The organism is Bombella pollinis (assembly GCF_026385485.1).
Lineage (GTDB): Bacteria > Pseudomonadota > Alphaproteobacteria > Acetobacterales > Acetobacteraceae > Bombella > Bombella pollinis.
In genome coordinates this window covers 84,703-100,669 of sequence record NZ_JANIDX010000001.1, presented here as the reverse complement: position 1 = coordinate 100,669, position 15,967 = coordinate 84,703, and the positions used below count along the sequence as shown (strand labels likewise).

Sequence of the window (15,967 nt, the reverse complement as noted above, 5' to 3'; positions counted from 1 at the left end):
TCTTTCCAAAAAAGGATGTCGTCCCCATAGTGGAGGGGCTATGTCTTATTTTACTTATACCCCTCCGCGCACGCCTGTTCCCTCCGGGGGGCGGGTTGGTGTTCTTCTCGTGAATCTGGGTACGCCAGATGATACGGGTTATCGTTCCGTCCGCCGTTATCTGAAGGAGTTTCTTTCAGACCGCCGGGTGATCGAATCTCATCCCCTTATCTGGCAGCCCATCCTTAACACGCTGGTGTTGTCGCGTAGGCCCTTTGCGAGTGGGGCGAATTATGCCCGCATCTGGGATAAGGAGGAGGATGCCTCCCCTCTGCGTGTCTTTACCCGTAAGCAGGCAGAAGGCTTGGCTGAACGCCTCGCCCCGGAGGGGATTCCGGTGGCATGGGGGATGCGCTATGGCCAGCCCTCCGTAAAGCAGGCCTTGGAGGAGTTGCTGGACCAAGGGTGTGACCGCATCATCAATATCCCGCTTTATCCGCAATATTCCGCCACTACGACAGCCACAGCGAATGACCAGCTCTTTCGGGCTTTGATGCGCTTGCGGCGGCAACCTTCGGTGTTGACGGTACCGTCTTTTCCTGACCATCCACAGTTTATTGAGGCGTTAGCCGCTTCGGTGCGGCGTGTTTATGCAGGGCTACCCTTTACACCGCAACGGCTTGTGACGTCTTATCACGGCCTGCCAAAAGCCTTTGTGGAGAAGGGCGACCCGTATCAAGAGGAATGTGCCCGCACGACCAAAGCCTTGGCTGCCTCATTAGGGTTGAAGGATGAGGAGGTTCCTTTGACCTTCCAATCCCGCTTTGGGCCGATGGAATGGCTCCAACCTTATACGGCCCCTTATATCGCGGCCTTACCCAAACAAGGCGTTACAAAGATTGCCGTCATCATGCCCGGCTTTATGGCGGATTGCATCGAAACGCTGGATGAAATTGGCCGGGAGGTGCGTGAGGAGTTCATGGAGGCAGGAGGAGAGGAGTTCGCCTTCATCCCCTGTTTGAATGACGCGCCAGAGGCTATCACGCTTTTGGAGCATTTAGCGCGGCAGGCGATGAAAGGCTTCCAACCCTGACACAAAAAACCCGGCTAAAAAGCCGGGTTTCTCATAAGCGATATACGCTTAGCCTTAATGGGCGGCTTGGGCATCCCCATTAGCATGCTCAGCATCGTACCATTGGGCTTTTTGCGCTTTAGCTGCGGCGGAGTTGTTTTTCTGCCACCAGCCGCTGCCATTTTGCTTGCTCTCTACAGGATGTTCCTTATCCCAAAGAGCGGCTTTCTCCGCGATGGATTTGCGGTATTTATGCCGCTGATACATCCCCACAACACAGCCGCCAACAGCCCCAGCCACAGCATGCTTATGGGCAACATGGCCCGCTACAGCCCCAGCGGCACCGTATTTGATGCAGCCGCCCGGCTCTGCCATGGCAGGAGCAGCCATGCCAATAAGCATGCTGGTAGCGAAAAGAGAGAAGATTGCGCGCTTCATCATTGAAGGCCCCTAACATTATTATTTTTTAGGAAAATGGTCGGAGTGAGAGGATTCGAACCTCCGGCCCCTGCGTCCCGAACACAGTGCTCTACCAGGCTGAGCTACACTCCGATTTGTGGGGTTATACCTACCCCGCCTCTAACAGGGGTGCAAGGGGGAGCCTCGCGGTTTTTGCAGAAAAATAAAGAAATGATTGCTCAAGCTCTTGCTAAAAGAACACCCACCCTCTCACGAAAGAGAAAGTGGGCGTCTTAAAAGAGGCGCGATAGAGCTTACAGAGCTTTGGTAAGAGCAGGTAGAATCTCAAAGAGGTCCCCTACCATGCCGTAATCCGCCACTTTGAAGATGGGAGCCTCTGGGTCGATATTGATGGCAACAATCACGCGGCTATCTTTCATCCCAGCAAGATGCTGAATAGCCCCAGAGAGGCCCGTAGCGATGTAAAGCTCTGGCGCAACCACTTTACCCGTTTGGCCCACCTGCATCTCATTGGGGGCAAAGCCAGAATCCACCGCTGCGCGGGAGGCCCCAATAGCGGCCCCTAATTTATCGGCAATCGGCTCTAATAAATTATGGAAGTTAGAGGCATCTTTAAGGCCCTTACCACCAGAGATGACCACACGGGCGACCTCTAGCTCTGGGCGGTCGGACTGGCTTTGTTCCAACTTTACAAAGCGGCTTTTGCCGTCATCAGCAGGGGCGTCTAGCACCTCAAGGCTTGCATTGCCGCCGGTCTCAGCCACAGGGTCAAAACTGGAGGAGCGAATGGTCAGGATTTTGACGCTATCGCTGGATTGCACAGTGGCGAGGGCATTGCCCGCATAGATAGGCCGGATGAATGTACTCTCATCCTCAATCTTCACCACGTCAGAGATAGGTTGAACATCCAACAACCCTGCTAGACGGGGGAGGATATTCTTCCCGCTGGAGGATGATGCCGCAAGAATATGGCTGTAAGAGGGGGCCAATGTGGCTAGCAGAGCTGCCGTAGGCTCGGCGAGGGCATGGGTGAGAGCGGGAACATGCAGAACTTTGCGTACACCAGCCAATGTGCTGGCAGCTTCCGCCCCAGCGTCCCCAAGGAGCAGCGCATCAACCTCACCAAAGCGGGAGGCAGCGGCAATGGCAGAACGGGAAGCCTGACGGACCTTGCCGTTCTCGATTTCGATCAGAACAAGTGCGGTCATCAGATTACCTTCGCTTCTGTCTTGAGCTTCTGGACCAGCTCATCCACGGTTTCGACAATGATGCCCGCTGTGCGTTGGGGCGGCTCAGCGACCTTTACCACCGTGAGATGGGGTGTCAGGTCAACGCCTAAGGAGGCTGCTTCAAGCGTCTCCAGTGGCTTTTTACGCGCCTTCATAATGTTAGGCAGGGAGGCATAGCGTGGCTCATTAAGGCGGAGGTCCGCTGTGATGACCGCAGGTAGGGTGAGGGCAAGGGTCTCCGTCCCGCCATCAACTTCCCGCGTAACGGTGGCGTGGCCATCGGCAATGTCAATCTGACTGGCGAATGTCCCTTGCGGCCAGCCAAGCTTGGCTGCGAGCATCTGGCCAGTGGCGTTCATATCATCATCAATGGCTTGCTTGCCCATGGAGATAAGGCCCGGCTGCTCTTTCTCCACAACGGCTTTGAGGAGATTAGCGACCACGCGCGGCTCACAATCTACATCGGTGCTGATGAGGATGGCACGGTCTGCCCCCATGGCCATGGTGGTCCTGAGGACATCCTGAGCCACTTGCGGGCCGATGGTCACCGCGATGACCTCACTAGCATGGCCCTTCTCTCGCAGGCGGAGGGCTTCCTCCAGTGCGATTTCATCGAAGGGATTCATGGACATTTTTACGCCCTGCGTTTCGACACCACGGCCATCTGCGGCAACGCGTGGCTTGATGTTGTAATCAACAACCCGTTTGACGGGGACAAGAACCTTCATGGTCATCCTTTGTTGCTGTCGCAGCTTAAAATGAAACTGGGGCTAGGTTATCTGCTTTTATCCTAAAAGTCACATCCCAGAAGGATAATTTGGCCCGCTACCGCCTTCTGGCGTACACCAGTTAATATCTTGCCCCGGGTCCTTAATGTCGCAGCTTTTGCAATGCACGCAGTTTTGAGCATTGATAACAAGCTCCTCTGCCTCATTGGTTTCATACACACCGGCAGGGCAATAGCGGCTTTCTGGGGCGGCAAAGCGCGCAAGATTAACCTCTTTCCACGTTTGCATATCGCCTACATGTAGATGCACAGGTTGGTCATCATCATGGCTGATATTGCTGAGAAAGACGGACTCGGCCCGGGTGAAGGTTAGCTTACCATCGGCTTTGGGGTAGTCGATTTTGGGGGCTTTATCAGCAGGGAGGAGGGTGTGGTTATCAGCATGACGGTGATGCAAGGTCCAAGGGGCGCGCCCACGGAAGATCATGCTATCAATCCCGCTATAGGCAGCTCCGCCGAGCATCCCCCAATGAGAGAAAGCTGGTCGAATATTGCGTGCAGCGGAGAGTTCTTTCCATAACCGTGAGGCCTTTAGGGCACGCATGTAGGTGCTGGCCTCAGTTTGCTCAGTTTGGATGGCCTCTAGCACCGCATCTGCGGCAATCATGCCGGACCTCATAGCTGTGTGAATGCCTTTAATCTTGGGCATATTGAGGAAGCCCGCGCAATCGCCTGTCAAAACCCCACCGGGGAAGATAGGATGGGGGAGGGATTGTAATCCCCCTTCGGAGATAGCCCGCGCCCCGTACATGATGCGCCGTCCGCCCTCAAAATGTTTCTTAAAGGCGGGGTGCTGCTTGGTGCGCTGCATTTCCTCAAAAGGGGAGAGCCATGGGTTGCGGTAATCTAGCGCGGTGATGAAGCCGTAAGACACCAGATTTTCCCCGAAATGATAGAGGAAGGCCCCGCCATAAGTGTGGGTATCAAGCGGCCAGCCAAAGCTATGCTGCACAAAGCCGGGGCGATGATTCTCCGCAGGAATCTCCCATACTTCCTTAATCCCTAGGCCAAAGGTCTGCGGGTCGGCATTTTTGCGGAGGTCAAAGCGGGCCATGGCTTTTTTGCTGAGCGAACCTCTGGCTCCTTCTGCCAGAATGGTTTGTTTCGCGCGGAGAATCATCCCCGGTGTGTAGTCAGGCTTTGGCTTACCTTGGCGGTTGACGCCCATATCCCCAGTGATAACGCCGCAAACTTTGCCATCCTCAATAAACAAATCTGCGCCAGAGAAGCCGGGATAGATTTCCACCCCCAGAGCCTCGGCTTGCTCCCCGAGCCAACGGCAGAATGTCCCAAGAGAGATGATGTAATTCCCCCGATTATCCATTTGCGGCATGAGGAGATGGAGAGCCGGGATGGGGATGGCGGTTTTTTTTGTCAGAAAGAGGAGCTTCTCATCTCGGACAGGTGTGTGAAGTGGGGCACCGCGCTCCGGCCAATCTGGGAAAAGCTCTGTCAACGCGCTAGGCTCTAGCACAGCACCGGAGACAATATGCGCGCCAATTTCGCTGCCTTTCTCCAACAAGCAGACTGAAAGTTCTGGCTGTTGTTGACGGAGGCGAATAGCGGCAGTGAGTCCGGCAGGCCCGCCCCCCACGATGACGACATCAAAGGCCATTTCCTCCCGCTCTATAGCGGTTGTGTTATCGCTTTGGGTCTGTGACATGAGGGGACTCCTACTGCTTACAGGGAACATAAAGAGTGGTCAGAGAAGGTATCTCACCCTTTGCGTGTAAAGGTCCAGTAAAAAGGCTGCCGCCCTTCACGGAAGGCTTTGGCCTCATAGCGTGTGGGGGACCAATCTGCGGGGCGTTCTAAGGCGGGCGGTGGGGCCTCAAAGAGCGTTTGCTGGCTCATCACTTCTGTGACCCAGTCTTGATAGACAGGGTGGTCACTTGCGACACGCCACGGCGCACCGGGTTTAAGCAGCCGAGCCATATGGCGCAGATTCTCTGGATGGATGAAACGCCGCTTCGCATGGCGGGCTTTAGGCCACGGGTCGGGAAACATGAGATAGGCGCGGTCTAAGCAGGAATCGGGCAGGCCTTTTAATAATTGGCGGCCATCTTCTGCCCAAAGGCGTAGATTATCCGGCCCTAAGGCTGTGGCTTCTTCCCCCTCTGGGATGATGCGCGAGAGGAGGGAGCAAACGCCATTATCAAACACTTCCGCTGCGATATAGCCAGCCTCTGGGTTGCGAGCGGCTTGGTCATAAGCATGCTCACCACCACCAAAGCCAATCTCTAAGAAGAGTTGAGAGACAGGCTTGCCGAAGCCTTCCAACGGGGCGGCCATATTGCGGAAATGAACACGCGGGAGGGCCTCATCGAGCAAGCGTTGCTGGCGTGGGCGGAGGGGATGGCCACGTTGGCGGCCATAGAGGCGTTCGGGCTGGGGTTTGAGGTCTTCAAGCACAATCGGGCACTAAAGTTGAGGATGATAAAAAGCCCCCACTCCCTTTTCATGCTGAACATGGAGAGGAAGCGGAGGCTGGCAGAGGGGGAGGGGCTTATGCCCCTCCCTGTAGGACTTCAGCGATTGAGCGCGCTTTTAAGCTGCTCGGCAAGGTCCGTATTTTCCCATGTGAAGTTATCTAACGCAGGGTCAGGAATACGGCCAAAATGCCCGTAAGCGGCTGTTTTGCTGTAGATAGGCCGGTTAAGACGCAGACGCTCGCGGATGCCACGGGGGGAGAGATCTACAATCTCATTGAGCAACGCGCCGAGGCGAACTTCATCCACATCTTTGCCAGAACCATCCAGGTCCACATAAACAGAGAGCGGACGGGAGACGCCAATCGCGTAGCTAAGCTGGATGGTGCAACGGTCTGCGAGGTCCGCTGCAACGACATTCTTAGCCAGATAGCGTGCGGCATAAGCAGCAGAGCGGTCCACCTTGGTCGGGTCCTTCCCGGAGAAAGCTCCGCCGCCATGAGGGGCAGCCCCGCCGTAAGTATCCACAATAATTTTGCGGCCTGTTAGCCCGGCATCGCCATCTGGCCCCCCGATGACGAAATTGCCTGTCGGGTTGACGTAGAACTCATGCTCTGGGCACATCCACCCTTCGGGCAGGACCTCCCGGACAGTCTCACGCACCATTTCGCGGATGGTGTTTTGGCGCATACCTTCTGCATGTTGGGTGGAGACCACAACAGAGGTCGCCCCAACAGGTTTGCCATCCACATAGCGCAGCGTGACTTGGCTTTTAGCATCAGGTAGTAGGCCCACGCCGCGTGCATCGCCTTGCTTACGATAATCGCGGATGCGCTCTAGGATGCTTTGGGCGTAAAAGAGCGGAGCAGGCATAAGCTCTGCTGTTTCACGTGTAGCAAAGCCGAACATAATGCCTTGGTCGCCTGCGCCTTCATCCTTATCGCCAGCACTATCAACACCGACAGCAATATCGGCAGATTGTGCGTGGAGGAGGGAGGTGATTTCAGCATGTTTCCAAGAGAAGCCCTCTTGGTCATAACCAATATCTTTGATGGCCTCGCGGGCGCGGTCGATCAATGTATCTTCGACAGCTTTAGGGCCGCGAACTTCGCCAGCAAGAATGACACGATTCGTAGTAACCAGTGTTTCACAAGCTACGCGGGCTTCTGGCTCGGCCTCAAGGTAAGCATCTAGGACGGTATCGGAGATACGGTCTGCTACTTTATCGGGATGACCTTCGGAAACGGATTCAGAAGTAAAAAGAAAATCGCCGTGATTGCGCACTCAGGGACCTCGCAGGGAATGAGTGGTGAAAAAAAGGCTGCCCCTGCCCCCCGAAAGGCACAAGCGACAGGACATGAAGAACCTAATCGCTTGGCTGAAAAACGCTCTGAGGTCAAGGGTTAGCGCGTTCTTTACATTTCAACGCGTGGGATTGGATTGTAAAGAAAGTGCGTATTTTCCGCTTGTTAGGCCATGTTGGCAGGGTAGGAAAAAAGACGCGCAACATGGCCATGAGGGGGAACAATTACGGTGTGTTGAGCACATCCTGCATGCTGTATAGCCCTGCTTTGCGGTGAGGCTGTGCTAACCAGAGGGCTGCTTTAAGCGCACCACGGGCGAAGACGCGGCGGTCTAATGCGCGGTGGGAGAGGGTAATTTCTTCATCGGTGGTGAGGAAGCGCAGCTCATGCTCGCCAATAACTTGCCCCCCGCGGAGGGAGGCAAAACCGATGGCCCCATCAGGCCGCTTACCATTTTGGTCTAACCGTTTAACCTGCTCAAACTCTGCCTCTCGTCCTGCAGCAACAGCCCGCCCAATGGCGAGAGCTGTGCCGGAGGGGGCATCTAGCTTTTGGCGATGATGTGTCTCCACAATTTCCGCATCATAATCTGGCAAGGCTGCGCCGAGTTGGCGTGCGAGGGAGAGCAACATAGTAAGCGCAGGAGAAAAATTCGCCGCTTGGAGGACAGCGATATGCTCGGCTGCTTGTTCTACAGCGTGTTGTGCTGCGGCATCTAACCCCGTTGTGCCGAGGACCCACGCACACCCTGCTTGCGTAAAGGCACGGGCGTGAGTGGGGACAAGGCTTGCATGGCTGACATCAATAATCACGTCACATTCACGCCCAAGCGCATCGGCTTCGCTGGTGATATGACGCGCAGGGTCAGCCGTGCGGGACAGCCCGCCTGCGAGATGCGGGCCTGCTTCCTCCGCACAAAGCTGCCCTAGCCGCCCGGTAATGCCCGCAATGCCGATGCGGGGAGAGAGAATGTTGCTCATGATGCTCTGCCCTTATCGCTCCCAGAACTTTTTAACATGGGCAAAGAAGCCATCATGCTCGGGGCTGCCCTTGCTATGGTCTTTGCTCTCTGCCTCGAACTCCTCAAGCAATTCGCGTTGACGTTTGGTGAGGTGGCTTGGGGTTTCTACCGTGATGCGGATATACATATCCCCCCGCGCTTTGGAGTGCAGGACGGAGAAGCCCTTCCCGCGTAGGCGGAAATTATCGCCTGTTTGCGTCCCGGCAGGGATTTTCACCATTGTTCGTCCCCCATCAATGAGCGGGACTTCAATCTCATCACCCAAGGCGGCTTGGGTCATTCGTAAGGGGACGCGGCATTGGATGGTGGCCCCATCGCGCTCGAAGATATTATGGCTATCCACTGTGATGAGGACATAAAGATCCCCCGGTTGGACACCCTCGCCCCCGGCTTCGCCTTTGCCAGCAAGGCGGATGCGTGTGCCATCTTCAATCCCGGCGGGGATATCAACCGCGACAGTCTCTTTTGCGGCTTCGGTCCCGCTGCCATGGCAGCTACGGCACGGATTGCTCACCGTTTGCCCTGCACCGTGACAGGTTGGGCAGGGTTGTTCCACTACAAAGAAGCCGCGTTGTACACGCACAGCCCCTTGCCCGTGGCACGTTTGGCAGGTTTGTTTGCTGCCGTTAGGGTCTGCCGAGCCAGAGCCTTGGCAGCTGGAGCAGGCCTTGCGGGTGGGGACTTCAATTTCCTTCCGCACGCCAGAGAAGGCCTCTGTTAGGGTGATGTCGATTTGGACTTGTATGTCCTCAGCTTGGCGTTGTTGGCGGGCGCGGCGGCCACCCATATTGAACATTTGCTCAAAAATATCGCCAAGGCCACCAGCATCAAACCCGCCGAAGCCACCGCCAAAGCCACCTGCTCCACCGCCCATGCCGTTTTCGAAAGCATCATGGCCGTAACGGTCATAGGCAGCACGTTTTTGCTCGTCCTTTAGGACTTCATAAGCGGCGTTGACTTCCTTAAACTTTCTTTCCGCTTCCTCATCATCGGGGTTGCGGTCGGGATGGTAGCGCATTGCTAATTTACGATACGCTTTTTTAATCTCTGCACCGCTTGCTGTGCGGGAGACACTGAGTGTCTCGTAATAATCCATTCGTGTAGCCATAATGGTCCTCAGTCACGCAGGGGAGCGGGCACCCGGATAAAGGAAGGGCCGGGTGATGATGGTCTGTCCCTTATGCAAAAAGGCGTCACCCCCCAGTGAGTGGGGGAATTGACGCCAATCGCAGGAAGGGGAGCCCCGCAAAAAGGGCCGGGCTCCACCTTATTATAAGCGATTATTTCTTTGTTTTATCGTCAACGTCCTCAAACTCGGCATCGACAATATCTTCCTCTGGCTTGCCGCCAGCAGGCTGACCTTCTGCCTCACCAGCCCCAGCTTGGTGAGCCGCTTGCCCAACCTTCATAGCGACTTGAGTAAGATGCTCACTGGCCTTTTTAATGGCCTCAGCATCCTCACCACCAAGGGCTTCGCGAGCCTTTTTGATAGCGTCTTCTGCCTCGCTCTTATCAGCAGCAGGGACTTTATCACCAGCCTCGGAGAGGGTCTTCTCGGTCTGATGGATCATGGCCTCGGTGCTATTGCGGAGGTCCACAAGCTCACGGCGGGCCTTATCGGCAGAGGCATTTTCCTCAGCTTCTTTGACCATGCGATCAATATCGGCTTCAGAGAGACCACCATCGCCCTTAATGGAGATGTTCTGTTCCTTGCCAGTTGCCTTATCCTTGGCGGAGACATTGACGATACCGTTAGCATCAATATCGAATGTCACCTCAATTTGCGGCTGACCACGCGGGGCCGGGGCAATGCCTGTGAGGTCAAAATTGCCGAGCAGCTTGTTATCTGCGGCCATTTCGCGCTCACCTTGGAAGACCTTAATGGTCACAGCTGGCTGATTATCCTCAGCGGTGGAGAAGGTCTGGCTCTTTTTAGTCGGGATCGTCGTGTTACGGTCGATCAGACGTGTAAAGACACCGCCCAGCGTCTCAATACCGAGGGAGAGTGGGGTCACATCCAGCAGCAGCACGTCTTTGACGTCACCTTGGAGAACACCACCCTGCACAGCCGCACCGATGGCAACCACTTCATCAGGGTTCACATTGCGGGCAGGCTCTTTGCCGAAGAACTCTTTAACGCTCTCCACAACTTTGGGCATACGGGTCTGCCCACCAACGAGGATAACCTCTTTAATGTCGGCCGGTGTCAGTTCTGCATCCTTGAGGGCCTTGCGGCAAGGCTCCAGAGACCGCTTAATAAGGTCGTCAACGAGGCTCTCAAGCTTTGCACGGGTCACCTTGACGACAAGATGTTTCGGCCCAGAAGCGTCAGCGGTGATGAAGGGCAGGTTGACCTCTGTCTCCTTCGCGGAGGAAAGCTCAATCTTAGCCTTCTCGGCAGCTTCCTTCAGGCGTTGGAGAGCCATTTTATCAGTGCGGAGGTCTAACCCCTGCTCCCGTTTAAACTCATCAGCCAGATAATCGATCAGCTTATTATCGAAGTCTTCACCACCGAGGAAGGTATCACCGTTGGTGGATTTCACTTCGATCACACCATCGGAGATTTCCAGAATGGAAATATCGAATGTACCACCGCCGAGGTCATACACAGCCACATTGCCAGAATCGCCTTTCTCAAGCCCATAAGCGAGGGCAGCGGCGGTTGGCTCGTTAATGATGCGCTTAACATCTAGCCCAGCGATACGACCAGCATCGCGCGTGGCTTGGCGTTGAGCATCGTTAAAGTAAGCCGGAACGGTGATGACGGCTTCTGTCACTTTCTCACCGAGATAAGCCTCAGCGGTTTCCTTCATCTTGCCGAGCACGAAGGCGGAAATCTGGGAGGGGGCGTAGTTCTCGTCACGGGCACGCACCCACGCATCGCCATTATCGCCTTTGACGATCTCGTAAGGAACGGTCTTTTGGTCCTTAGCAACGGTGGGGTCGTCAAAACGACGGCCAATCAGACGTTTTACAGCATAAAGCGTGTTGGCAGGGTTTGTGACAGCCTGACGTTTTGCGGCCTGACCAACCAAACGCTCCCCACTATCAGTGAAGGCAACGACGGATGGGGTGGTGCGGGCACCCTCGCTGTTTTCGATAACCTTGTTCTCATTCCCCTCGCGCACAGCAACGCAGGAGTTGGTTGTCCCAAGGTCAATACCAATAATTTTACCCATGACGATTTGTCCCTTTTCAGCGGCGTCCCCCAACCCCCTCAAGGCATCGGGTGGAAACCCTATTGTGACGTTATCAGGTCGGGCTGGTAGGCAAGCCTACAGGCCCGTAGGACCGATTTGGTAAGTCTATATTGCTCTTTCAAGAGGGAAAAGCTGGAAAAGATAGCTGATTTTCCTATAAGGGACGGGCATGTTTTCTCGTTGGAGAAGCGTAGCATCTGCGTTAAGCTGAGGTAGTGTGACTATAACATGCTGTCTTTATTAGGAGTTCTCCCCTGTCTGGCCTGAAATCTTTATCTTGTAAGCTGGGTTTTGTGGCGCGGCTTTATTCCATATGCTGGTGGAAAAATGACTGTAGCAGGTGGCAGGGGCGTGTCGCATTATCGTTGTGGGCATGTGTATTGCCTCTCGCACTTGGGGGGTGTTTGACGCTTGGCCCAGAGCGTATGCGGCATGACCAACTTGCTTATTCCCGCGCCCTTGGTGAGGTGCAAAAGCGGGAAATGCTGCTCAATATCGTGCGGTTGCGTTATGGGGAGCCACCGGCCTTTTTGGATACAACGCAGGTGATTGCTGGCTATAACTTCTCGCGTAGTTTTTCAGGCGGGTATTATGGTTATCCGGCATCTGCGGTAAGTAATTACCTCTTTGGGACAGGCACTATGTCCCAAGCGGAGAACCCAACTATCACTTACCAGCCTTTAACAGGGGAGCAATATGCGGAAAATATTGTTCGCCCTATTTCTCCTGTAGCGATTATGCCGCTTAGCCTTGGGGGAATGGCGATTGATACGCTCTTGCGGCTGACAGCACAATCTATTGATGGCCTCTCGAATGTGCGGGGGGTGGGGCCTTTTGGGGGAGGGTCGGTCCGCTTTTATCTTTTATTGCATGATTTACGTCAGCTTCAATTAGCTGGGGCTATGACGGTGCGTATTGCGACAGATGATCCGTCTTCATCAAAGGGGGGTAAACAAGCAGGCCCTTCTTCAGGGACGGATAGTAATGGAGGCAAGGGGGGCAATGGCCAGCCGAACGAGCATATATATCTTGTCCTCACCAGTACGGCCGACAGTAACTTACAGGCGATTCAAGGTGAGGTGCGGCGGTTATTGCACCTTAATGCCGAGATAAATGAAGCAGAGATTGTGTATGGTCCCTACCCGAAGAAGGAAGGGCAAATCGCCATTCTTACGCGTTCAATGCTCGCTATGTTGACGCAGCTCTCTTACGAAATGGAAGTGCCAGAGAAGGATGTCCATTCTGGCCGAACATTGCCAACGATTGGCCAAGTTGGGATTGAGAGCCGCCCGGAGGTGGTGATCCATTCTGGTAAAGAAGCTCCAGAAGGCGCGTATGCTGCTGTTTTTTATAAAAAATGCTGGTATTGGATTTCCGACACGGACTTCCGGAGTAAGGAAGCTTTTACGATGGTCCAAGTCCTCAGCACACTTGCAGCAACTAGCCATAGTGGTGGTGCTGTGGTGACAATCCCAGCAGGATGACAGAACGAGGCGTGATGATGGCTCAAAAACCAGTGATTCTTCAGCTTCTACCTGCTCTTGGGATTGGAGGGTTAGAGCGTGGGGCGGTCGATATGGCCGAGGCCATTAACCAAGCGGGGGGGCGTGCCCTTGTTGCTGCCGAGCGTGGAGCGTTGGTTTCGCGCTTGCGTTATGTGGGCGGTGAGCATGTGGAGATGGCTTTTCATAAGCGGGTCTCGTTGCGGTATTTTTTTAGTCGTGTGGCGATGTTACGCAGGCTTATCCGTCAAGAGGGGGTAAGTTTGGTTCATGCGCGCTCTCGTTACCCGGCTCTTGTCGCAGCGGTGGCTTGTCGGAAGGAGAATATCCCGCTTGTGACGACATGGCATGGGGACCATCAAGCGCGTTTTTGGCTGAAGAAATGGTATAATTCTGGCCTAGTGCGTGGGCAGCGTGTGATTGCGGTGTCGGAGCATATTGGGGAGCGTTTGCGCAAAGAATATCGCGTGGGGGAGGACCGGTTGCGGGTTATTCCGCGTGGGAGTGACCCGGCTGTTTTTGCGTTGGAAGCCGTCCATGGCTCCCAGATGCATACTTTGTTGGAGCGTTGGCGCGTAGGGGATGAGAGCCGCATTATTTTGATGCCGGGGCGGCTCACGCGTTGGAAAGGGCAGGAATGTCTTATCGAGGCATTGGGGTATCTAGCAGCCCATCATCCAGAGCAAGAATGGATATGTGTTATGGTTGGGCCGGGAGAAGAAAGACCCTATGCGCAGATGTTGCAGAAATTGGTTGAAGAACGCGGTATAGCCAGCCGTTTGCGTTTTGCGGGTGTGTGTCACGATATGGCAGCAGCGTATAAATTAGCGCATATTGTCGTGGTGCCCTCTTTAAGGCCAGAGCCGTTTGGGCGTGTGCCGGTAGAAGCGCAAATGATGGGACGCTGGGTTATAGGCTCTGCCCGTGGGGGGTTGAAAGAGACTATCCATCATGGTGAGACGGGAACGCTTGTCCCTGCGGGGGATTCGCGCGCGCTTGCTATGGCCCTGCGGGAAGTGCTGGACGTGCCCCCAGAACTTATGGCAGAGCGGCAGGATGAAATACGCGCCCATGCGTTAGCGCGCTATACAAAACAACATATGCAGCAAGCTACGTTGGGTGTGTATGATGAGCTTCTATCCAGCCATTTGCAGGAGGCTTTTATAGGCTTCCATCAGGAGAGGGATGTAGAGCATGAAGCCTGATAGGGCGAAAAAGATGGAGCCTGCCCCTATGACAGCGCGGCAGGAGCGTCAATTACGCGAGGCAGAGGCTTTGCGTGCCAATTTGATGCGGCGCAAGCAGCAGCAACGTGCCCGCCCTACGAGTGCCTCTAGCCGAGAGAAAGCCTAATGAATAAGCTCTCCTTACCGCTCCCATCCCGGCAAGAAATTGCATTGGGGATTATCACTATATTATGGGGGGGGACCTATTACATCATCCAGCTGGCTTTAAAGACCAGTGGGCCGATGTTCTTTATTGGGGTGCGCTTTCTCATTGCGGCGTTGTTTGTGGTCTGTTTTGTAGGGCGTAAGCGCGTTTTGCAGGGGATTCCACGCTCGGAGATTTGGCGTGGTGGGATGATCGGCCTTGTGCTGGCCTTTGGGTATATTTGTCAAACAGAAGGTTTGTTGACAATTACCAGTAGTCGCTCTGCGTTTTTGACGGCTCTTTACGTTCCCCTTGTTCCCCTTCTGCAATGGATCATCTTGCGTAAGGCTCCTAATACGAGCGGAATCATTGGTATTTTCCTCGCCTTTGTTGGGTTAGTTCTTCTCGCTGAACCGTGGAAGACGGGCTTAACGATGAGCTCCGGTGACGGTTTGACCTTATTGGGGACGTTCTCTTACGCTTTTGAGATTATCTGCGTTGGTCTTTTCGCTTTAGAGACTGATAGCCGCCGTATGGCCTTTGTGCAGCTGGTTGCTGGGGCATTACTTTCTTTTGTGCTGATGCCGGTAGTTGGGGAGCATATTCCAGCCTTCAGTTGGGGCTGGATGAGCTGTGCGCTCGTAATGGGTGTGGTGAGTGCAGCCACACAACTTGTGCTTAACTGGGCGCAAAAGACAGTCTCTCCCACAAAAGCAACGATTATTTATGCGAGTGAGCCAATATGGGGTGGCCTTGTAGGGTTCTTTACAGGGGATGTTTTAACGATAACGACCCTTGTCGGGGCAGGCTTTATTGTGGCGGGGGTTTTAGCCAGTGAGGTTAAGCCGCGTTGGCCGCGTTTCCGCCGCACATTGCGTGGTGGTGCGGTGCGCGATACCGCGATTGTGCAGAAAAAGCGTTATCGGCCGAGTATGTCGGATTTGACGATCCGTAATGGGTCTGACCCGCGATAGGGGATAATTTTGTCCTAGCGCGGGCAGATGATATGGTAAAAGAGGTCGGGCTGGGATTTAAGCACGATTTGAGGGACTGTAGAGGTTATTAATCATAAGGGAGAGCGGCTATGTCAATTATGCCCGACCACTGGATTCGCCGTATGGCGCAGGATCATGGCATGATAGAGCCTTTTGTTGAGGCGCAAAAACGTGAGAAGGTCATCTCCTACGGCCTGTCCTCTTATGGCTATGATGCCCGCGTGGCGGATGAGTTCCATATCTTTACAGATGTGGATAATGCCATTGTGGACCCAAAGAACTTCAGCCCGGATAGTTTTGTCACGCGCCGGGGGGATATTACAATCCCGCCTAATAGTTTTGCCCTAGCGCATACGGTGGAATATTTCCGCATCCCGCGGGATACATTGGTTGTTTGCCTTGGTAAATCGACCTATGCGCGTTGTGGGATTATCGTCAATGTCACCCCTTTAGAGCCTGAATGGGAAGGGCAAGTGACCATTGAGATAAGCAATACAACCCCTCTGCCAGCTCGTATTTACGCTAATGAGGGTATTTGCCAGTTCTTGTTCTTTAAAGGTGATAGCCCTTGTGAGGTGAGCTATGCTGATAGGGCAGGGAAATATATGCGGCAGTCTGGTGTAACACCACCGCGCTTATAAGCGGCATATTTTAGGTT

15 protein-coding genes and 1 tRNA gene are annotated in these 15,967 nt (G+C 54.4%); 6 read left to right on the top strand and 10 right to left on the bottom strand.

Annotated elements, in window-relative coordinates; all coding sequences use genetic code 11:
- Positions 1-40: 40 nt before the first annotated feature.
- Complete coding sequence (gene hemH / locus NQF89_RS00550) at positions 41-1,072, top strand: ferrochelatase (protein WP_266137256.1); 1,032 nt, start codon at positions 41-43, stop codon at positions 1,070-1,072.
- A gap of 54 nt (positions 1,073-1,126) precedes the next feature.
- Here the strand turns inward: hemH and NQF89_RS00545 are convergent, their stop codons facing one another.
- The 10 genes from NQF89_RS00545 to dnaK form a co-directional block, all read right to left on the bottom strand.
- Positions 1,127-1,489, bottom strand: a complete 363-nt coding sequence (locus NQF89_RS00545) for a hypothetical protein (protein ID WP_155573438.1) — start codon at positions 1,487-1,489, stop codon at positions 1,127-1,129.
- A gap of 37 nt (positions 1,490-1,526) precedes the next feature.
- Positions 1,527-1,603 (bottom strand) — tRNA-Pro (locus tag NQF89_RS00540).
- A 161-nt stretch (positions 1,604-1,764) separates the two neighbouring features.
- Positions 1,765-2,679, bottom strand: coding sequence for an electron transfer flavoprotein subunit alpha/FixB family protein (locus tag NQF89_RS00535; protein WP_155578962.1), 915 nt, complete (start codon positions 2,677-2,679; stop codon positions 1,765-1,767).
- A complete protein-coding gene (locus tag NQF89_RS00530; protein ID WP_266137255.1) occupies positions 2,679-3,428 on the bottom strand; it encodes an electron transfer flavoprotein subunit beta/FixA family protein in 750 nt (249 codons plus the stop codon). The genes NQF89_RS00535 and NQF89_RS00530 overlap by 1 nt, the downstream gene beginning before the upstream one ends.
- Positions 3,429-3,497: 69 nt before the next feature.
- The gene (locus tag NQF89_RS00525) at positions 3,498-5,150 is read right to left on the bottom strand and encodes an electron transfer flavoprotein-ubiquinone oxidoreductase (protein WP_155578963.1); all 1,653 of its coding nucleotides are present in this window, start codon (positions 5,148-5,150) and stop codon (positions 3,498-3,500) included.
- 53 nt (positions 5,151-5,203) lie between these two features.
- Positions 5,204-5,899, bottom strand: coding sequence for a tRNA (guanine(46)-N(7))-methyltransferase TrmB (gene trmB / locus NQF89_RS00520; RefSeq protein ID WP_099026437.1), 696 nt, complete (start codon positions 5,897-5,899; stop codon positions 5,204-5,206).
- 116 nt (positions 5,900-6,015) lie between these two features.
- Complete coding sequence (gene metK, locus NQF89_RS00515; RefSeq protein WP_266137254.1) at positions 6,016-7,200, bottom strand: methionine adenosyltransferase; 1,185 nt, start codon at positions 7,198-7,200, stop codon at positions 6,016-6,018.
- A gap of 244 nt (positions 7,201-7,444) precedes the next feature.
- Entirely contained in the window at positions 7,445-8,200 is a 756-nt protein-coding gene (gene dapB, locus NQF89_RS00510) for a 4-hydroxy-tetrahydrodipicolinate reductase (RefSeq protein WP_099026435.1), read from the bottom strand.
- Between the two features lie 12 nt (positions 8,201-8,212).
- A complete protein-coding gene (gene dnaJ / locus NQF89_RS00505; RefSeq protein WP_266137253.1) occupies positions 8,213-9,349 on the bottom strand; it encodes a molecular chaperone DnaJ in 1,137 nt (378 codons plus the stop codon).
- 172 nt (positions 9,350-9,521) lie between these two features.
- Entirely contained in the window at positions 9,522-11,420 is a 1,899-nt protein-coding gene (gene dnaK / locus NQF89_RS00500; RefSeq protein ID WP_155572666.1) for a molecular chaperone DnaK, read from the bottom strand.
- A 446-nt stretch (positions 11,421-11,866) separates the two neighbouring features.
- Here dnaK and NQF89_RS00495 point away from each other — a divergent pair, with 446 nt between their 5' ends.
- The 5 genes from NQF89_RS00495 to dcd all read left to right on the top strand — a co-directional run bounded on the left by NQF89_RS00495 (position 11,867) and on the right by dcd (position 15,950).
- Positions 11,867-12,925 carry a hypothetical protein gene (locus NQF89_RS00495; protein ID WP_407652338.1) on the top strand — a complete coding sequence of 353 codons (1,059 nt, stop codon included), beginning with the start codon at positions 11,867-11,869 and terminating at the stop codon, positions 12,923-12,925.
- Positions 12,922-14,148 (top strand): glycosyltransferase family 4 protein, encoded by a 1,227-nt coding sequence (locus NQF89_RS00490; protein WP_266137251.1) that lies wholly within the window; start codon positions 12,922-12,924, stop codon positions 14,146-14,148. Before NQF89_RS00495 ends, NQF89_RS00490 begins: the two co-directional genes overlap by 4 nt.
- Complete coding sequence (locus tag NQF89_RS00485; RefSeq protein WP_180794193.1) at positions 14,138-14,296, top strand: hypothetical protein; 159 nt, start codon at positions 14,138-14,140, stop codon at positions 14,294-14,296. The genes NQF89_RS00490 and NQF89_RS00485 overlap by 11 nt, the downstream gene beginning before the upstream one ends.
- Entirely contained in the window at positions 14,296-15,288 is a 993-nt protein-coding gene (locus NQF89_RS00480; RefSeq protein WP_155572668.1) for a DMT family transporter, read from the top strand. Before NQF89_RS00485 ends, NQF89_RS00480 begins: the two co-directional genes overlap by 1 nt.
- Positions 15,289-15,398: 110 nt before the next feature.
- Positions 15,399-15,950, top strand: a complete 552-nt coding sequence (dcd, locus tag NQF89_RS00475) for a dCTP deaminase (protein WP_155572669.1) — start codon at positions 15,399-15,401, stop codon at positions 15,948-15,950.
- Positions 15,951-15,967: the final 17 nt, after the last annotated feature.

Coding starts and splice junctions, on each gene's coding strand:
- hemH (WP_266137256.1), top strand. CDS start 41: ATGTCTTATTTTACTTATACCCCTCCGCGCACGCCTGTTCCCTCCGGG.
- NQF89_RS00545 (WP_155573438.1), bottom strand. CDS start 1,489: ATGAAGCGCGCAATCTTCTCTCTTTTCGCTACCAGCATGCTTATTGGC.
- NQF89_RS00535 (WP_155578962.1), bottom strand. CDS start 2,679: ATGACCGCACTTGTTCTGATCGAAATCGAGAACGGCAAGGTCCGTCAG.
- NQF89_RS00530 (WP_266137255.1), bottom strand. CDS start 3,428: ATGAAGGTTCTTGTCCCCGTCAAACGGGTTGTTGATTACAACATCAAG.
- NQF89_RS00525 (WP_155578963.1), bottom strand. CDS start 5,150: ATGTCACAGACCCAAAGCGATAACACAACCGCTATAGAGCGGGAGGAA.
- dapB (WP_099026435.1), bottom strand. CDS start 8,200: ATGAGCAACATTCTCTCTCCCCGCATCGGCATTGCGGGCATTACCGGG.
- dnaJ (WP_266137253.1), bottom strand. CDS start 9,349: ATGGCTACACGAATGGATTATTACGAGACACTCAGTGTCTCCCGCACA.
- dnaK (WP_155572666.1), bottom strand. CDS start 11,420: ATGGGTAAAATTATTGGTATTGACCTTGGGACAACCAACTCCTGCGTT.
- NQF89_RS00495 (WP_407652338.1), top strand. CDS start 11,867: ATGCGGCATGACCAACTTGCTTATTCCCGCGCCCTTGGTGAGGTGCAA.
- NQF89_RS00490 (WP_266137251.1), top strand. CDS start 12,922: ATGACAGAACGAGGCGTGATGATGGCTCAAAAACCAGTGATTCTTCAG.
- NQF89_RS00485 (WP_180794193.1), top strand. CDS start 14,138: ATGAAGCCTGATAGGGCGAAAAAGATGGAGCCTGCCCCTATGACAGCG.
- NQF89_RS00480 (WP_155572668.1), top strand. CDS start 14,296: ATGAATAAGCTCTCCTTACCGCTCCCATCCCGGCAAGAAATTGCATTG.
- dcd (WP_155572669.1), top strand. CDS start 15,399: ATGTCAATTATGCCCGACCACTGGATTCGCCGTATGGCGCAGGATCAT.